Annotated in this window: 13 protein-coding genes; 6 read left to right on the top strand and 7 right to left on the bottom strand. The window is 55.8% G+C overall.

The window, feature by feature from the left end:
• Positions 1 to 127: 127 nt before the first annotated feature.
• Genes pqiC through rlmKL form a run of 5 tightly spaced genes read right to left on the bottom strand, consistent with a single transcriptional unit; the run spans position 128 to position 7,631 of the window.
• Positions 128 to 694: a membrane integrity-associated transporter subunit PqiC gene (gene pqiC / locus SK53_RS07770; RefSeq protein WP_022650740.1), complete on the bottom strand. Its 567-nt coding sequence runs from the start codon at positions 692 to 694 to the stop codon at positions 128 to 130.
• Positions 691 to 2,331: an intermembrane transport protein PqiB gene (pqiB, locus tag SK53_RS07775; RefSeq protein ID WP_003858166.1), complete on the bottom strand. Its 1,641-nt coding sequence runs from the start codon at positions 2,329 to 2,331 to the stop codon at positions 691 to 693. The genes pqiC and pqiB overlap by 4 nt, the downstream gene beginning before the upstream one ends.
• A gap of 4 nt (positions 2,332 to 2,335) precedes the next feature.
• Entirely contained in the window at positions 2,336 to 3,589 is a 1,254-nt protein-coding gene (pqiA, locus tag SK53_RS07780) for a membrane integrity-associated transporter subunit PqiA (protein ID WP_045336731.1), read from the bottom strand.
• A 13-nt stretch (positions 3,590 to 3,602) separates the two neighbouring features.
• Positions 3,603 to 5,510 carry an ABC transporter ATP-binding protein gene (locus SK53_RS07785; protein ID WP_006809352.1) on the bottom strand — a complete coding sequence of 636 codons (1,908 nt, stop codon included), beginning with the start codon at positions 5,508 to 5,510 and terminating at the stop codon, positions 3,603 to 3,605.
• Positions 5,511 to 5,522: 12 nt separating this feature from the next.
• Complete coding sequence (rlmKL, locus tag SK53_RS07790) at positions 5,523 to 7,631, bottom strand: bifunctional 23S rRNA (guanine(2069)-N(7))-methyltransferase RlmK/23S rRNA (guanine(2445)-N(2))-methyltransferase RlmL (protein ID WP_048209420.1); 2,109 nt, start codon at positions 7,629 to 7,631, stop codon at positions 5,523 to 5,525.
• A gap of 98 nt (positions 7,632 to 7,729) precedes the next feature.
• On the opposite strand from rlmKL, the gene SK53_RS07795 reads away from it, so the two are divergent.
• Positions 7,730 to 8,839, top strand: a complete 1,110-nt coding sequence (locus SK53_RS07795) for a YcbX family protein (RefSeq protein WP_003858174.1) — start codon at positions 7,730 to 7,732, stop codon at positions 8,837 to 8,839.
• Here the strand turns inward: SK53_RS07795 and zapC are convergent.
• Both zapC and pyrD read right to left on the bottom strand, forming a co-directional pair.
• Entirely contained in the window at positions 8,836 to 9,378 is a 543-nt protein-coding gene (gene zapC / locus SK53_RS07800) for a cell division protein ZapC (protein WP_022650736.1), read from the bottom strand. The two genes, SK53_RS07795 and zapC, sit on opposite strands and share 4 nt — an antisense overlap.
• Before the next feature lie 166 nt (positions 9,379 to 9,544).
• A complete protein-coding gene (gene pyrD / locus SK53_RS07805; protein WP_015570907.1) occupies positions 9,545 to 10,555 on the bottom strand; it encodes a quinone-dependent dihydroorotate dehydrogenase in 1,011 nt (336 codons plus the stop codon).
• Positions 10,556 to 10,804: 249 nt separating this feature from the next.
• On the opposite strand from pyrD, the gene ssuE reads away from it, so the two are divergent.
• From ssuE to ssuB, 5 genes are read left to right on the top strand one after another with little or no spacing between them, the layout of a single operon-like run.
• Positions 10,805 to 11,380, top strand: coding sequence for an NADPH-dependent FMN reductase (gene ssuE / locus SK53_RS07810; protein WP_048208986.1), 576 nt, complete (start codon positions 10,805 to 10,807; stop codon positions 11,378 to 11,380).
• Positions 11,373 to 12,335: a sulfonate ABC transporter substrate-binding protein gene (locus SK53_RS07815; RefSeq protein WP_048208988.1), complete on the top strand. Its 963-nt coding sequence runs from the start codon at positions 11,373 to 11,375 to the stop codon at positions 12,333 to 12,335. Before ssuE ends, SK53_RS07815 begins: the two co-directional genes overlap by 8 nt.
• A complete protein-coding gene (gene ssuD / locus SK53_RS07820; protein ID WP_003858183.1) occupies positions 12,332 to 13,477 on the top strand; it encodes an FMNH2-dependent alkanesulfonate monooxygenase in 1,146 nt (381 codons plus the stop codon). The genes SK53_RS07815 and ssuD overlap by 4 nt, the downstream gene beginning before the upstream one ends.
• A gap of 9 nt (positions 13,478 to 13,486) precedes the next feature.
• Positions 13,487 to 14,278: an aliphatic sulfonate ABC transporter permease SsuC gene (gene ssuC, locus SK53_RS07825; protein WP_003858185.1), complete on the top strand. Its 792-nt coding sequence runs from the start codon at positions 13,487 to 13,489 to the stop codon at positions 14,276 to 14,278.
• Entirely contained in the window at positions 14,275 to 15,045 is a 771-nt protein-coding gene (ssuB, locus tag SK53_RS07830) for an aliphatic sulfonates ABC transporter ATP-binding protein (RefSeq protein ID WP_023324411.1), read from the top strand. The genes ssuC and ssuB overlap by 4 nt, the downstream gene beginning before the upstream one ends.
• The last annotated feature ends 42 nt before the right edge of the window (positions 15,046 to 15,087 follow it).

A 15,087-nucleotide genomic window follows, 5' to 3' on the forward strand; every position in this document is an offset into this window, starting at 1 on the left:
TGTGAGCTACATGGAAGATCGTTTGTACAAAAAATGTGACGCGGGACAAGTAACAACCTGAACGCAAAACGAAAAAAAAGCCGCAATCAGCAAGAAGCTGAGTGCGGCTTTCGTCGATGAATTTTACTTATGGCAGGCGGGAAATCTCTCTTGCGATAGCAGCCGACTCCTGTGACCACCCCTGCGCAAGCACTTTCACCATTTCGTCATAACCATCTTTCTGCTGCTTCAGTTCCAGATGGAAAGGACGCTTAATAAGCTGGCCCTGATGATTCAAGAGCCACTCCCCGCTGATAACAACAGCACCATCATAGCGGCCATGGAATCCCGTCACGTTAACATTCAGAGTGTCCTGATCGCTTCCCAGAGGCTGCGAGGCAACGACCCAACCGGGGAGCTGGCTGCTCAGATTCGCCACCAGCGTATTGCGTAGCTGCTGATCCAGCGGGCTGGCCCACAGGTTATTGTTGGCGATTACGTACTGCACATCGCTGGTCTGGTAGACCACCCCGTTGCCCGCCAGGTAATCTGGCACGGCAACCTGTTCAACCCACAGCAGACGGCTGCCCTGCGAGGTGCTGCTCTGCGCACCGGACTGGGCGCTTAACGGCAGCTGGTAGTAGCTTTTGTTATCGCTTCCAGAGCTACAGGCCGTTAATACCAGTGCGCCTGCGATGATTAGCCATTTTTTCATTGTTTCGCCCTCTTAGGCTCAGGATCCTTTTTGTCTTTCGCTTCAAACACCAGCGCGTTGCTCTTTTCATTGAGCGTTTTCAGAACGGGCTGTAGCTCGCGTAAAACCTGATCAAGACGTTGCATATCCGCCACCATCTTGTTGTAGGCCGCTGAGCCCGGCTGGAAGCCCTGCATACTACGATTCAGTTCGCGCAACGTTTTCTGCATATCCTGCGGCAGCTGCTGCATGGACTGGTTGGCCGTGATCTTGTTGATATTATCCAGGGTGGTTTGCAGACGTTGCATCGTTGCCTGGCTCTGATGCAGTGATCCCGTCGCAGCCTCAAGCATTGGATTCAGCGGCAGATTGTTGATCTTATCCAGCGTTTCCATCAGACGCTGTTGGATCTGCGCCAGGCCACTGCTGACCGTAGGAATGATTTTGTAGCCACCAAATTCACGGATACCCGTCATTGGTGGCGCTTTTGGATAGAAGTCCATATCGACATACAACGCCCCTGTGACCAGGTTGCCGGTTTTCAGCGAGCCGCGCAGCCCGCGATTCAGCAGGTCGCTGATATGCTCCCCAATATCCTGGTCCTCGCCTATCTGGTTAATCAAACGCTCAGGCTCAATGCGGATCAGCACCGGAATACGATAATCATCATCAAGCATCTGCTTCAGTCCCGGAACAAAGTAAGGCACTTGTCCCACTGTCCCCAGACGAATACCGCGGAACTCAACTGGCGCCCCTGGCTGCAAGCCGCGTACAGAGTCCTTAAAGAACATCAGGTAGTCGATGTGATCGGTATAGAGCGCATCCTGAATGCTTTTTTGATCGTCAAACAGTCTGAAGGCGGTTTTCTCCGCCACCGGTTGTCCCAGATCTATACCTTCCGGCACGTCAAAACTGACGCCCCCACCAAACAGCGTGGTGAGTGAACCCATCTCAACGCGCATCCCCGCAGAGGTGAGATCTACCGCGATCCCGCTGTCTTTCCAGAAGCGAACGTTGCTGGTCACCAGGCGGTCATTAGGCGCGTTGATAAATAGCTGATAGCTGATGGTCCGTTTTTGCGGATCGAAGGTGCTTGTTTCAACCGAACCGACGCGATACCCACGGAACAGCACCGGATCGCCCGGCGAGAGCTGGCCCGCTTTTTTACTGTCCAGAATAACGCGGATCCCTTTTGCATCCGGTGGCGCAAGCGGCGGTGAATCCAGCAGCTGATAGTTTGCTGGCTGGGCGCCTTTGTTGCCGGGCTGGAGTTCAATATAAGCCCCGGACAATAGCGTCCCTAAGCCGCTGATCCCTTCTCTCCCAACCTGCGGTTTCACTACCCAAAAAACAGAATCTTCATGGAGCAGTTTTTCCATGCCAGCATTCAGGCGGGCCTTGATTTCAACATGGGTTAAATCATCCGTCAGGGTCGCGCTTTCCACGACACCCACATCCACGCTGCGGCTCTTGATGGTGGTTTTTCCGCCCTCAATCCCCTCTGCATTGGTGGTAATTAGCGTGACTTCCGGTCCCTGATGGCTGTAATGATAAAACAGGATCCATGCACCGATCAGCGCGGTCACGATGGGGAAAATCCACACCGGCGACCAGTTTCTGACCTTCTGCACTTTAGCCTCTCCACTCTTATTTTCCATGCTCTTACTCTTCCTCATGGCTTGAATCGGGCTCACGATCCCACGATAAACGAGGGTCGAAGGTCATGGCCGCAAACATGGTCATAATGACGACCAACGCAAACATCAGCGCTCCCATAGCGGGATAAATACTCATCAGCCCACCCATACGCACCAGCGCTGAGAGAACCGCAATCACGAACACGTCAATCATCGACCAGCGGCCAACAAATTCCACGACCTCATAAATCAGATGCATGCGCTCGCTGTCTCGCTTACCGTGCCCTTTTGCATCCCAGCAAAGCCAGGCAATGGCAATCATCTTTAAGGTCGGAACCATAATACTGGCGAGGAATATGACGCCTGCTACAGGGTAAGATCCCTCGCTCCACAGCAAAATCACCCCAGCCAGTATGGTCGAGGGCATTCTGTCGCCGAGCAAATCGGTGATCATGATCGGCAAGATATTGGCGGGCAGATAGAGCATGACAGAGGTCACCAGCAGCGCCATGGTCCATTGCAGGCTATTTTTGCGCCGGACGTGACCTTTTGTTTCACAACGCGGACACACCTCGACATCCGCGGGCAGCACGGCGGTGCAGCACGAGCAGGAGCGAAGCCCCTGACGGATACCCGGTACGCCCACCTTTACCGTCTGCGAGAGCGTCGGCGCCGGGGCAATATCGTCCCAGGCCCAGCGTCGGTCCACGCACTGGAACGCGCGCAGTTGCAGCACGCAATACAGACACCACGGAATAAAGCTGCTGCCAATCCCCACATCGCCGTAGGCCATCAGCTTCACGAAGCTGACCAGGATACCCGCGAGAAAAATTTCCGCCATCCCCCAGCTTTTCAGCTGGAAAAGGATCCGCGCGAGTTTGATTTTAAGGACAGTGGGCATCCTGACGCGGTTGACCAGCAGCAGAATGACGACCAGGCAAAAAGCCGGGACGATCTGCACGAACAGAAGAAAGAAGGTGCCAAGGCTGGCGTAATCTTCCGAGAACATCACGCCAGGAATTTCCAGTAAATCTACCTGGCTTACCATCCCACCCACTTTCATAGAGATAAAAGGGAAGAGATTGGAGAGCAGTAACATGAACAGGGCTGCCAGCGCGTAAGCCGTGGGACGCTGCCTTGGCGCGTCCCACTCGGTCGTCAGCGTAGCGCCGCAGCGCGGGCAGGCAGCTTTATGTCCGTGACCAAGCTCTGGCAACGCCACGAGCATATCGCATTGCGAGCATAATATATGCCGATCGGCATGGTGCTGGTCACACATAGATTATCCCTGTTTATGCGCCGTTTTTCAGAGACTCAAGGTACTCCCAGCGCTCAAATGCCTCTTCCAGCGCCTGTTCAGCCTGGGAGAGTTCAGCCAATACTTTCTGAGTATAGTCGTGAGGCTGCGTAAAGAATGACGCATCAGCGACCTGGATTTGCAGTGCTTCCAGTGCAGCTTCCAGCTCTTCCAGACGCTGCGGCAGCCCCTCCAGCTCGCGCTGCAAGTTATAACTCATTTTAGCAGGAGACTTTTTGACAGTTTCTGCTTTTGCAACAACAGGTTCAGCGACATTTTTGGTCTTCGCCTGTTTTTGCGCCAGCGACTGTGATTGCTGTCCACGCGCGTCATGATAGCCGCCTACATATTGCCCGATGCGTCCTTCGCCTTCGAAGATCCAGCACTCGGTCACGGTGTTATCGACAAACTGACGATCGTGGCTGACCAGCATCACGGTTCCCTGATAACCATCAATCAACTCTTCCAGCAGTTCCAGCGTTTCGACATCCAGATCGTTAGTCGGTTCATCGAGAATCAATAAGTTACTGGGTTTCAGGAACAAACGCGCCAGCAAAAGACGGTTACGCTCACCGCCGGACAGCGCGCGCACCGGCGTCATGGCGCGTTTCGGGTGGAACAGGAAGTCCTGAAGGTAGCCCAGCACGTGACGCGGCTTGCCGTTAACCATGACCTCCTGTTTGCCCTCAGCGAGGTTATCCATCACCGTACGGTCTGGATCCAGCTCTGCGCGGTGCTGGTCGAAGTACGCCACTTCCAGTTTGGTACCGCAGTGGATACGACCGCTGTCGGCCTGGAGCTGGCCGAGCATCAGTTTCAGCAGCGTGGTTTTACCGCACCCGTTCGGGCCGATCAGCGCAATTTTGTCGCCGCGCTGAACCTGAGCGGAGAAATCGTTCACCAGCACTTTGCCGTCAACCGAATAATTCACGTTCTCCATTTCGAAGACAATCTTGCCCGAGCGTGACGCCTCTTCCACCTGCATTTTGGCGCTCCCCATGACTTCACGGCGTTCGCTACGTTCGCGGCGCATCGCCTTCAGGGCGCGAACGCGGCCTTCGTTACGGGTACGACGCGCTTTAATGCCCTGACGGATCCAGACCTCTTCCTGGGCCAGCTTGCGGTCGAACTCGGCGTTTTGCAGCTCTTCCACGCGCAGGTTCTCTTCTTTCTCCAGCAGATAGGTATCGTAATCGCCCGGATAGGTCACCAGCTTGCCGCGATCAAGATCGACAATGCGCGTGGCCATATTGCGGATGAACGAACGGTCGTGGGAGATGAAGATAATGGTGCCGTTAAAGGTTTTCAGGAACCCTTCCAGCCAGTCAATCGCTTCGATATCCAGGTGGTTCGTCGGTTCGTCCAGCAGCAGCACCTTAGGCCCGCTCACCAGGGCACGGCCCAGCGCCGCTTTACGCAGCCAGCCGCCGGAGAGCGCCGACAGCTCCATATCCGCTTCCAGGCCAAGCTGGGCCAGCACTTCATTAATGCGGTTTTCCAGCTGCCACAGACCGTGGTGATCGAGCATCTCCTGCACTTTTGCCAGCTCGTTGAGATTCTTGTCGCTCGGGTCCGTCATCACCAGATGCGAAATCTCGTGGTAACGCTTGAGGTATTCCGCCTGCTCTGAAATCCCTTCGGCCACAAAATCGTAAACGCTGCCGGTGACGTTACGCGGCGGATCCTGTTGCAGACGAGAGACGATCAGATCCTGCTCGTAAACAATACGGCCGTCATCCAGCCCCTGCTCACGGTTGAGGATTTTCATCAGCGTCGATTTACCTGCGCCGTTACGGCCCACCAGACAGACGCGCTCGTTATCTTCGATATGCAGCTCTGCATTATCGAGAAGCGGTGAGTCGCTGAAAGAGAGCCACGCGCCGTGCATACTAATTAAAGACATTTATTTTTCCTTTCAGACTGCGGAAATCAGCCAGCAGTTGTGGATTTGACGGTTACGGGCAAAGTCCTGAGACAGCGTTTTTTGGCTGATTTCTTGTGCTTTCAGTCCCAGTTCGGCCAGGCCGTCGTGATCCATGCGGAATCCGCGCTTGTTGTTCGAGAACATAATGGTGCCGCCTTTACGCAGCAGGCGCTTCAGGTCGGTCATCAGGCGCAGGTGATCGCGTTGAACGTCAAAGCTATCCTCCATACGCTTGGAGTTAGAGAAGGTCGGCGGATCGATAAAGATCAGGTCAAACTGCTCGTCGGTATCGCGCAGCCAGCCCAGCACGTCGGCCTGTAACAGGCGATGCTGACGACCGGTTAAGCCGTTAAGACGCAGGTTGCGCTCTGCCCACTCCAGATAAGTACGGGACATATCGACCGTGGTGGTGCTACGCGCGCCGCCAAGCCCCGCATGAACGCTGGCGCTGCCGGTATAGGAGAACAGGTTCAGGAAGTCTTTGCCCTTGCTCATCTGGCCCAGCATGCGGCGGGCGATACGGTGGTCGAGGAACAGACCGGTATCAAGGTAGTCGGTCAGGTTAACCCACAGGCGCGCGTTATATTCGCCCACTTCGATGAAGTCACCCTTCTCGCCCATCTTCTGATACTGGTTTTTGCCTTTCTGACGCTCACGGGTTTTCAGCACCAGCTTGTTTGGCGAAATGCCGAGTACGGCGATGGTGGCCGCAATCACATCCAGCATACGCTGACGCGCTTTTTGCGCATCGATAGTTTTCGGCGGGGCGTATTCCTGAACCACTACCCAGTCCGCATAGCGGTCAACCGCCACGTTGTATTCCGGCAGGTCAGCGTCGTACAGGCGATAACATTCGATGCCTTCCTGCTTTGCCCACTTCTCAAATTTCTTCAGGTTTTTGCGCAGGCGGTTGGCGTAATCTTCCGCCACGCCTGACGGTTTGCTATCCGCCGCTATCTCTGCCAGATGGTAGTTTTTCTGCACGCAGTCCAGCGGGCCGTTTTTCGCCTTGAACTGGCGATCGGCACGCAATTGCAGGCAGCTCAGCAGCTCCGGCGAGGCGCTAAACAGGGAGAGGTTCCAGCCGCCGAAATGCGCTTTCATGTTGCGGCCCAGCAGGCTGTGCAGTGCAATCAGCGCCGGCTCGCTGTCCAGACGCTCACCATACGGCGGGTTGCTGATCACCGTACCGTACGGGCCTTTTGGCAACGGGTTGGTCAGGTTCGCCACGTCTTTCACCTCGAAGGTGACCAGCTCGCCGATACCGGCACGACGGGCGTTGCTGCGCGCACGTTCAATCATCCGTGCATCGCTGTCCGAACCGTAAAAGTGAGAGGTGTATTCCGCCAGCCCTTTACGGGCGCGGGTCTGCGCATCGTCTTTGACCTCTTTCCAGATGGCCTCATCGTGCTGCGCCCAGCCTTTGAAGCCCCAGTGGCCGCGGTGCAGCCCTGGCGCACGGTCGGTGGCCAGCATCGCGGCTTCAATCAGCAGCGTACCGGAACCGCACATCGGATCGAGCAGCGGCGTACCTGGCTGCCATCCGGAGCGCATCACGATAGCGGCAGCCAGCGTTTCTTTGATCGGCGCCATCCCGGTGCGATCGCGATAACCGCGCAGATGCAGGCCTGCGCCGCTCAGATCAAGGGAAATACTGGCCGTATCGCCGTTCAGCCAGACATTGATACGCAGATCCGGGTTTTCACGGTCAACGTTCGGTCGTTCTTTATTACGACGCGTGAAGCAGTCCACAATGGCATCCTTAACGCGCAGGGCACCGTACTGGCTGTTGCGGATCTCATCGTTGACGCCGTTGAAATGCACCGCAAAGGTGGCGTCCGGGGTGAAGATCTCTGTCCAGTCGATCATCTGTACGCCGGTGTAGAGATCAAGATCGCTGTAGACCTTGCACTCTTTCATCGGCAGCATGATGCGCGACGCCAGACGGCTCCACATCAGGCTCTGGTAAATAAGCCGCGTGTCGCCCTCAAAATGGACACCACCCTGAACCACCCGGCACTCTTTCGCGCCCAGGGCTTCCAGTTCAGTTTTTAACAGCTCTTCCAGCCCACGGGCCGTACTGGCAAACAGAGAATTCATATCGTCACTTTTACTCATAGAAAATTGTCGCGCATTATAGCTAATATGGCGTGTATGTCATAAAGTTGAAGGCTTATTTTCTTTAGCGGGAGTGTGTAGTGGCGACGTTATCCAGGCTTTTTATTCATCCGGTGAAATCGATGCGCGGTATCGGCGTGACTCACGCGCTGGCCGATATGAGCGGATTCGCCTTCGATCGTATTTTTATGGTCACCGAGCCTGACGGTACGTTTATCACCGCACGTCAGTTCCCGCAGATGGTTCGCTTTACGCCTTCCCCGCTTCATGACGGGCTGCATTTGACCGCGCCAGACGGTTCAAGCGTCGTGATCCGCTTTGCTGATTTTGCGCCGCTTGATGCGCCAACGGAAGTGTGGGGCAATCATTTTACCGCGCGTATCGCGCCGGATAACATTAACCAGTGGCTCAGCGGCTTTTTCTCCCGTGACGTTCAGCTGCGCTGGGTTGGGCCTGCGCTGACCCGTCGCGTGAAGCGCCACGATGCGGTTCCCCTCTCCTTCGCGGATGGTTTTCCCTTTCTGCTGACCAGCGAGGCCTCGCTGCGAGATTTACAAAAACGTTGCAAAGCCAGCGTGCAGATGGAGCAGTTTCGCCCGAATCTGGTGGTGACCGGAGCGGAGGCCTGGGATGAAGATACCTGGAAAGTCATCCGCATCGGCAGCGTTATTTTTGACGTGGTGAAACCGTGCAGCCGCTGTATTCTCACCACCATTAGCCCGGAGAAAGGCCAGAAGCATCCTTCCGGTGAACCGCTAAAAACCTTGCAGTCATTTCGCACCGCGCAGGATAAAGGTGATGTCGACTTCGGCCAGAACCTGATCCCCCGCTCCAGCGGTGTGATCCGCGTGGGCGACGAGATCGAGATCCTTACCCGCGGGCCTGCCAGGGTGTACGGCGCAGGTCAGGAAGAAGAGATGGTTGACGTGGTAACCAACGTCGCTTCCGCGGTGGATATTCACTGGGAAGGCAAAGTTATCCGTGGTAACAATCAGCAGGTGCTACTGGAACAACTGGAACAGGCGGGTATCCGCGTACCGTATTCCTGTCGCGCGGGGATTTGCGGATGCTGTCGCATTAAACTGGTCGATGGTGAAGTGAGTGCCCTGAAGAAATCTGCGATTGGCGGTGACGGCACGATCCTGTGCTGTAGCTGTGTCCCGAAAACATCCGTACAGCTGGAAGCTTAAACCGCCTGTTCGAGGCTGAAGGAATCAACGCGCAGCTGTGGCTTCAGCCTGTCGTTCATCACTTTGATGGCATCACCTAACTGCATAACTCGCCCGGCAATGGTCACGCCGGGTTGGGCCAGCAAACAGAGCGCAGCGTTTTCACCGGGTTCAACCACCAGCAAATTCACCTCCTCTTCGGTATCGCTCAGATTGACGCTCGCCGCATCGCCGATAGCCGGGGTCCAGCTCATGCCGTGCGCAAGGAAATGCCAGCTTTTCGGCATTTGCGGTTTCAGGAAACGGATCGCCACCAGTGCATTTAATACCAGTTCAGCGCGCTGTTCTTTGGAGAGATCGAACTCGCGGCATTTTTCTTCGAAAGAGAAATAGAGTGCAGCATCGTCAACGCAAAAGCCTGAGGGAGCAAACGCGTCTGGCGTTAACATTCGGCGCGCAAAACGAGAGCGAAACAACATGCCATTGGCTAAGTCGAGCATCATACGGTCATGCTCTTCACAAAAATACCAGCGCCAGTTATCGTCAGGTTTAATTCGCATGTTTCTCTCCCGTCCCCTAAACGTCCTGTACTAAAAATGTCCTGTTTGCCGCTTCGCTTATAACACTAGTAATAAAAGACTATAATGTCTAAATAAGCAACAATGACGGAATATAAAACAACCAGGGCTGGAAATAAAGCCCTGGTTGTCTGATTAAGAGAAAAGATTAGATATGCGTGACGATTTCTTTAATCAGCGGCGGCCCTTTAAAAATAAAGCCGGAATAAATTTGCACCAGCGATGCGCCTGCCGCCATCTTCTCACGTGCAGCGATGACGGAGTCAATGCCACCCACGCCAATAATCGGCAGCTGGCCTTTTAATTCCGCGGAGAGTGCGCGAATAATTTCGGTGCTTTTTAATTGTACCGGACGGCCACTTAATCCACCCGCTTCGTCACAGTTTTTCATTCCCTGAACGAGAGAGCGATCGAGTGTCGTATTGGTCGCAATCACACCATCAATATTATGGCGAACTAAACTGTCGGCAACCTGGATCAATTCTTCTGCCGAAAGATCCGGGGCGATCTTAACCGCGACCGGAACATATTTATGGTGGATCGCCTGTAGCGCCGTTTGTTTATTTTTAATGGCGCTAAGAAGATCGTCGAGCGCTTCGCCATATTGTAATGAACGCAGCCCTGGGGTGTTAGGCGAGGAAATATTCACCGCAATATAACCGGCATAGGCATAGACTTTTTCCATACAAATCAGATAGTCATCTTTACCCTGCTCGACCGGCGTGTCTTTATTTTTGCCAATATTTATACCCAGCACGCCATCAAAATGGGCTTTCTTAACGTTCTCAACCAGATGATCGACGCCAAGGTTATTAAAGCCCATGCGGTTGATCAGCCCTTCGGCTTCAACCAGGCGAAACAGACGTGGCTTGTCATTTCCCGGCTGCGGACGCGGCGTTACCGTCCCGATTTCGATCGAGCCAAAGCCCATCGCACCGAGTGCATCAATGCATTCGCCATTTTTGTCCAGACCGGCCGCCAGGCCCAGTGGATTTTTGAAAGTCAGGCCCATGCACTGAACTGGTTTTTCCGGCACGTTTTGACGCACCAGCGCGGCCAGAGGCGTTCCTGTAATACGGCGTAACTGCTGAAATGTAAATTCATGAGCGCGCTCAGGATCGAGCTGGAAAAGGGCTTTACGAACGAAGGGGTAGTACATGAACTCTCCTGGATTCCCGGTGTGCAAACCGGGAGGGGATTATGTGCGATCCCGCCCGGAAAGGGAATTGACCTGTGGCAAAAAAAGCCACGTAAAACGCAATCGTTTACTTATCGGTTCGCTTCTTATGCATTTTTCTGCATTCATCCTGAGGATAAATCATTTAGTGGAATAACCACGCAATGTCACACTCCTGAAAATTGTTATGAATGTTAGATAAAAGCAAACAATTAGTTATAAGGAGCAACCATGCACGTCATTACCCTGGCCGGAAGCCCCCGCTTCCCCTCTCGCTCCAGCGCACTGCTGGAATACGCTCGCGAAAAGCTTAATGCTCTGGATGTCGAAGTGTGTCACTGGAATTTGCACAATTTCGCGCCTGAAGATCTGCTCTACGCCCGTTTCGACAGCCCGGCGCTGAAAACCCTGATCGAACAACTTAAGAGTGCTGACGGGCTGGTCGTCGCGACACCGATTTATAAAGCTTCTTTTTCCGGCGCACTGAAAACGCTCCTCGATCTGCTGCCCGAACGTGCGCTGGACGGTAAGGTCGTCCTGCCGCTGGCCACAGGCGGTACGGTAGCCCATTTACTGGCGGTGGATTATGCCCTCAAGCCGGTTCTGAACGCGCTGAAAGCACAGGAGATCCTGCATGGCGTCTTCGCTGACGACTCACAGGTAATCGACTACCAGCATAAACCGCATTTCACGCCGAATCTGCAAACCCGCCTCGACAGCGCGCTTGAAACCTTCTGGCACGCCCTGAACCGTCGGGATCGCCACGCGGCGGCATTTCATCAATCACAAGGAGTGTCGCATGTTTAAAACAGTTACCCGTATCGGGCTGGCAGGTCTGCTGGCAGTGGCGTCGCTGGCTCAGGCGACGGAGAAAGCGCCGGAGAGCCTGCGTATCGGTTATCAGAAAGGCAGCGTCAGCATGGTGCTGGCGAAAAGCCATGCGTTGCTGGAGAAGCGTTTCCCGGAGACCAAATTCTCATGGGTTGAGTTCCCTGCCGGGCCACAGATGCTGGAGGCGCTGAACGTCGGGAGTATTGATTTAGGCAGCACAGGCGATATCCCGCCGATCTTTGCGCAGGCTGCCGGGGCGGATCTGGTTTACGTTGGCGTTGAGCCCGCCAAGCCGAAGGCAGAGGTTATTTTGGTGCCGGAAAACAGCGAGATCAAAAGCGTCGCCGACCTCAAAGGCCATAAGGTTGCTTTCCAGAAAGGTTCCAGCTCGCACAACCTGCTGCTGCGCGCGTTGCAGGAGGCCGGCCTTAAATTCACCGATATCCAGCCCGTTTACCTGACGCCTGCCGATGCGCGCGCGGCGTTTCAGCAAAAAAATGTTGATGCCTGGGCTATCTGGGATCCGTATTACTCCGCCGCACTGTTGCAGGGCGGTGTGCGGGTGCTGAAAGACGGCACCACCCTGAAGCAGACCGGTTCGTTCTACCTGGCGGCACGTCCTTACGCTGAGAAAAATGGCGCATTTATTCAGCAGGTGCTGGATACCTTCTCTCAGGCCGATGCGCTGACCCAAAGCGAGCGTCAGCAGAGCATCACGCTGCTGGCAAAAACCATGGGCCTGCCTGAACCGGTGATCGCCACCTATCTTGACCACCGTCCTCCCACCACCATAGCACCGGTTGACGCCCACGTTGCCGCTCTCCAGCAGCAAACGGCAGACCTCTTTTATCAAAACCGCCTGGTTCCAAAGCAGGTGAATATTCGCGAACGCATCTGGCAACCCGCTGGCATTGAAGGAAAAAAATCATGAGTCTGAATCTTTTCTGGTTTTTACCCACCCACGGTGATGGACACTATCTTGGCACAGAAGAAGGCGCCCGCCCGGTCGATCACGGCTACCTACAGCAGATCGCCCAGGCGGCAGACCGCATCGGTTTTACCGGGGTGCTGATCCCGACGGGCCGTTCATGTGAGGATGCGTGGCTGGTTGCCGCGTCAATGATCCCCGTCACCCAGCGCCTGAAATTCCTGGTAGCCTTGCGCCCGAGCGTGGTGTCGCCCACCGTCGCGGCGCGTCAGGCGGCAACGCTGGACAGGCTTTCCAACGGCCGTGCGCTGTTCAACCTTGTGACGGGCAGCGATCCGCAGGAGCTGGCGGGGGATGGCGTTTTCCTCGATCATACCGAACGCTATGAAGCCTCTGCAGAGTTCACCCGCGTCTGGCGACGTCTGCTGGAAGGGGAAACCGTCACCTTCGAAGGGAAACATATCCACGTTCGCGATGCGCAGCTCTACTTCCCGCCGTTACAGCAGCCTCGCCCTCCCCTCTATTTTGGCGGATCGTCGGACGTGGCGCAGGAGCTGGCGGCTGAGCAGGTCGATCTCTATCTGACCTGGGGCGAGCCACCGGAGCTGGTGAAAGAGAAAATTGCTCAGGTACGCGCTAAAGCCGCAGAACATGGCCGTACGGTGCGCTTTGGTATTCGCCTGCACGTGATCGTCCGCGAAACCAACGACGAGGCCTGGCAAGCCGCCGACCGTCTGATCGCTCATCTGGACGACGATACTATCGCTAAAGCACAGGCGGCGTTTGCCAAAACCGACTCCGTGGGCCAGCACCGTATGGCCTCCCTGCACAACGGCAAGCGTGAAAATCTTGAGATCAGCCCGAACCTGTGGGCCGGGGTGGGTCTGGTGCGCGGCGGCGCCGGCACGGCGCTGGTCGGCGACGGCCCAACCGTAGCGGCACGCATTAATGAATACGCGGCGCTGGGGATCGACAGCTTTATCCTGTCTGGCTACCCGCATCTGGAGGAGGCGTACAAGGTGGGTGAACTGCTGTTTCCGCACCTGGATGTCGCTATCCCGGAAATTCCGCAGCCACGCCAGCTTCAGTTACAGGGCGAAGCCGTGGCGAACGCGTTTATCCCGAGAAAAGTCGCGCAAAGCTAAGGAGCCACCATGTCTGCAACCGCACAAAAATGGCTACTGCGCGCCGCGCCGTGGTTTCTGCCCGTCGGCATTGTCCTCGTCTGGCAACTGGCGTCTTCAACTGGCTGGCTGTCGAGCCGCATTTTGCCCTCTCCGGAGGGCGTTGTGGAAGCGTTCTGGTCGCTCAGCGCCAGCGGTGAGCTGTGGCAACATCTTGCCATCAGCTCCTGGCGCGCGGTAATCGGCTTTTCGATTGGCGGAAGCATCGGCCTGACGCTGGGGCTGATCAGCGGCCTGTCCCGCTGGGGTGAGCGGCTGCTGGATACCTCCGTTCAGATGCTGCGTAACGTGCCGCATCTGGCGCTTATCCCACTGGTTATTTTGTGGTTTGGCATTGATGAGAGCGCCAAAATTTTCCTCGTGGCTCTGGGAACGTTATTCCCGATTTATATCAATACCTGGCATGGGATCCGCAATATCGATCGCGGTCTGGTTGAGATGGCCCGCAGCTATGGCCTGTCAGGTTTTGCCCTGTTTACCCATGTGATCCTGCCGGGCGCCCTGCCCTCCATTATGGTTGGGGTGCGTTTTGCGCTCGGCCTGATGTGGCTAACCCTGATCGTGGCGGAAACCATTTCGGCTAACTCCGGCATTGGTTATCTGGCCATGAACGCCCGCGAGTTCCTGCAAACGGACGTGGTGGTGGTTGCCATTATCCTTTATGCCCTGCTCGGCAAACTTGCGGACGTCAGCGCCCAGTGGCTGGAACGTAGCTGGCTGCGCTGGAACCCGGCCTACACCGCTCAGGAGGCGAAAGCATGAATACTGCACGACTGAACCAGGGAACACCGTTACTGCTGAACGGCGTGACCAAACGCTACGGCGACAACACCATTCTGAATGCACTGGATCTGCACATTCCTGCCGGACAGTTTGTTGCCGTTGTCGGCCGCAGCGGTGGCGGCAAGAGTACCCTGCTGCGTCTTTTAGCCGGGCTGGAAGCGCCAAACAGCGGTGACATTCTGGCAGGCACTACGCCGCTGGCCACGATTCAGGATGATACGCGCATGATGTTTCAGGATGCGCGTCTGCTGCCGTGGAAAACGGTGATGGATAACGTCGGGCTGGGACTGAAGGGCAGCTGGCGGGAGGACGCCCGGCAGGCACTCGCTGCGGTAGGGCTGGAGAATCGCGCGGGAGAGTGGCCTGCGGCCCTGTCGGGTGGACAAAAGCAGCGCGTAGCGCTGGCACGCGCGCTGATTCATCGTCCCGGCCTGCTGCTGCTTGATGAACCGCTCGGCGCGCTTGATGCCCTGACGCGGATCGAAATGCAGGATCTGATTGAAACCCTATGGCAGACGCACGGCTTTACGGTGCTGCTGGTGACGCATGATGTCAGTGAAGCCGTGGCAATGGCAGACAGGGTGCTGTTAATAGAAGAAGGTAAAATTGGTCTGGATCTGACGGTAGATATTCCGCGTCCTCGCCGCGTGGGATCGGCCCGACTGGGGGAGCTGGAAGCCGAAGTGCTGGATCGGGTGATGAAGCGTGGGGTAAGTGAACGGGTGTTGATTAAAGCTAATGCCTGATGCCCGCACCCCGGCCCTCTCCCACAGGGAGAGGGAGAAAAA

Origin of the sequence: Enterobacter sp. MGH119 (genome assembly GCF_001037675.1) — a bacterium.
Lineage (GTDB): Bacteria > Pseudomonadota > Gammaproteobacteria > Enterobacterales > Enterobacteriaceae > Enterobacter > Enterobacter hormaechei_C.

Coding starts and splice junctions, on each gene's coding strand:
- pqiC (WP_022650740.1), bottom strand. CDS start 694: ATGAAAAAATGGCTAATCATCGCAGGCGCACTGGTATTAACGGCCTGT.
- pqiB (WP_003858166.1), bottom strand. CDS start 2,331: ATGGAAAATAAGAGTGGAGAGGCTAAAGTGCAGAAGGTCAGAAACTGG.
- pqiA (WP_045336731.1), bottom strand. CDS start 3,589: ATGTGTGACCAGCACCATGCCGATCGGCATATATTATGCTCGCAATGC.
- SK53_RS07785 (WP_006809352.1), bottom strand. CDS start 5,510: ATGTCTTTAATTAGTATGCACGGCGCGTGGCTCTCTTTCAGCGACTCA.
- rlmKL (WP_048209420.1), bottom strand. CDS start 7,631: ATGAATTCTCTGTTTGCCAGTACGGCCCGTGGGCTGGAAGAGCTGTTA.
- zapC (WP_022650736.1), bottom strand. CDS start 9,378: ATGCGAATTAAACCTGACGATAACTGGCGCTGGTATTTTTGTGAAGAG.
- pyrD (WP_015570907.1), bottom strand. CDS start 10,555: ATGTACTACCCCTTCGTTCGTAAAGCCCTTTTCCAGCTCGATCCTGAG.
- ssuE (WP_048208986.1), top strand. CDS start 10,805: ATGCACGTCATTACCCTGGCCGGAAGCCCCCGCTTCCCCTCTCGCTCC.
- SK53_RS07815 (WP_048208988.1), top strand. CDS start 11,373: ATGTTTAAAACAGTTACCCGTATCGGGCTGGCAGGTCTGCTGGCAGTG.
- ssuD (WP_003858183.1), top strand. CDS start 12,332: ATGAGTCTGAATCTTTTCTGGTTTTTACCCACCCACGGTGATGGACAC.
- ssuC (WP_003858185.1), top strand. CDS start 13,487: ATGTCTGCAACCGCACAAAAATGGCTACTGCGCGCCGCGCCGTGGTTT.
- ssuB (WP_023324411.1), top strand. CDS start 14,275: ATGAATACTGCACGACTGAACCAGGGAACACCGTTACTGCTGAACGGC.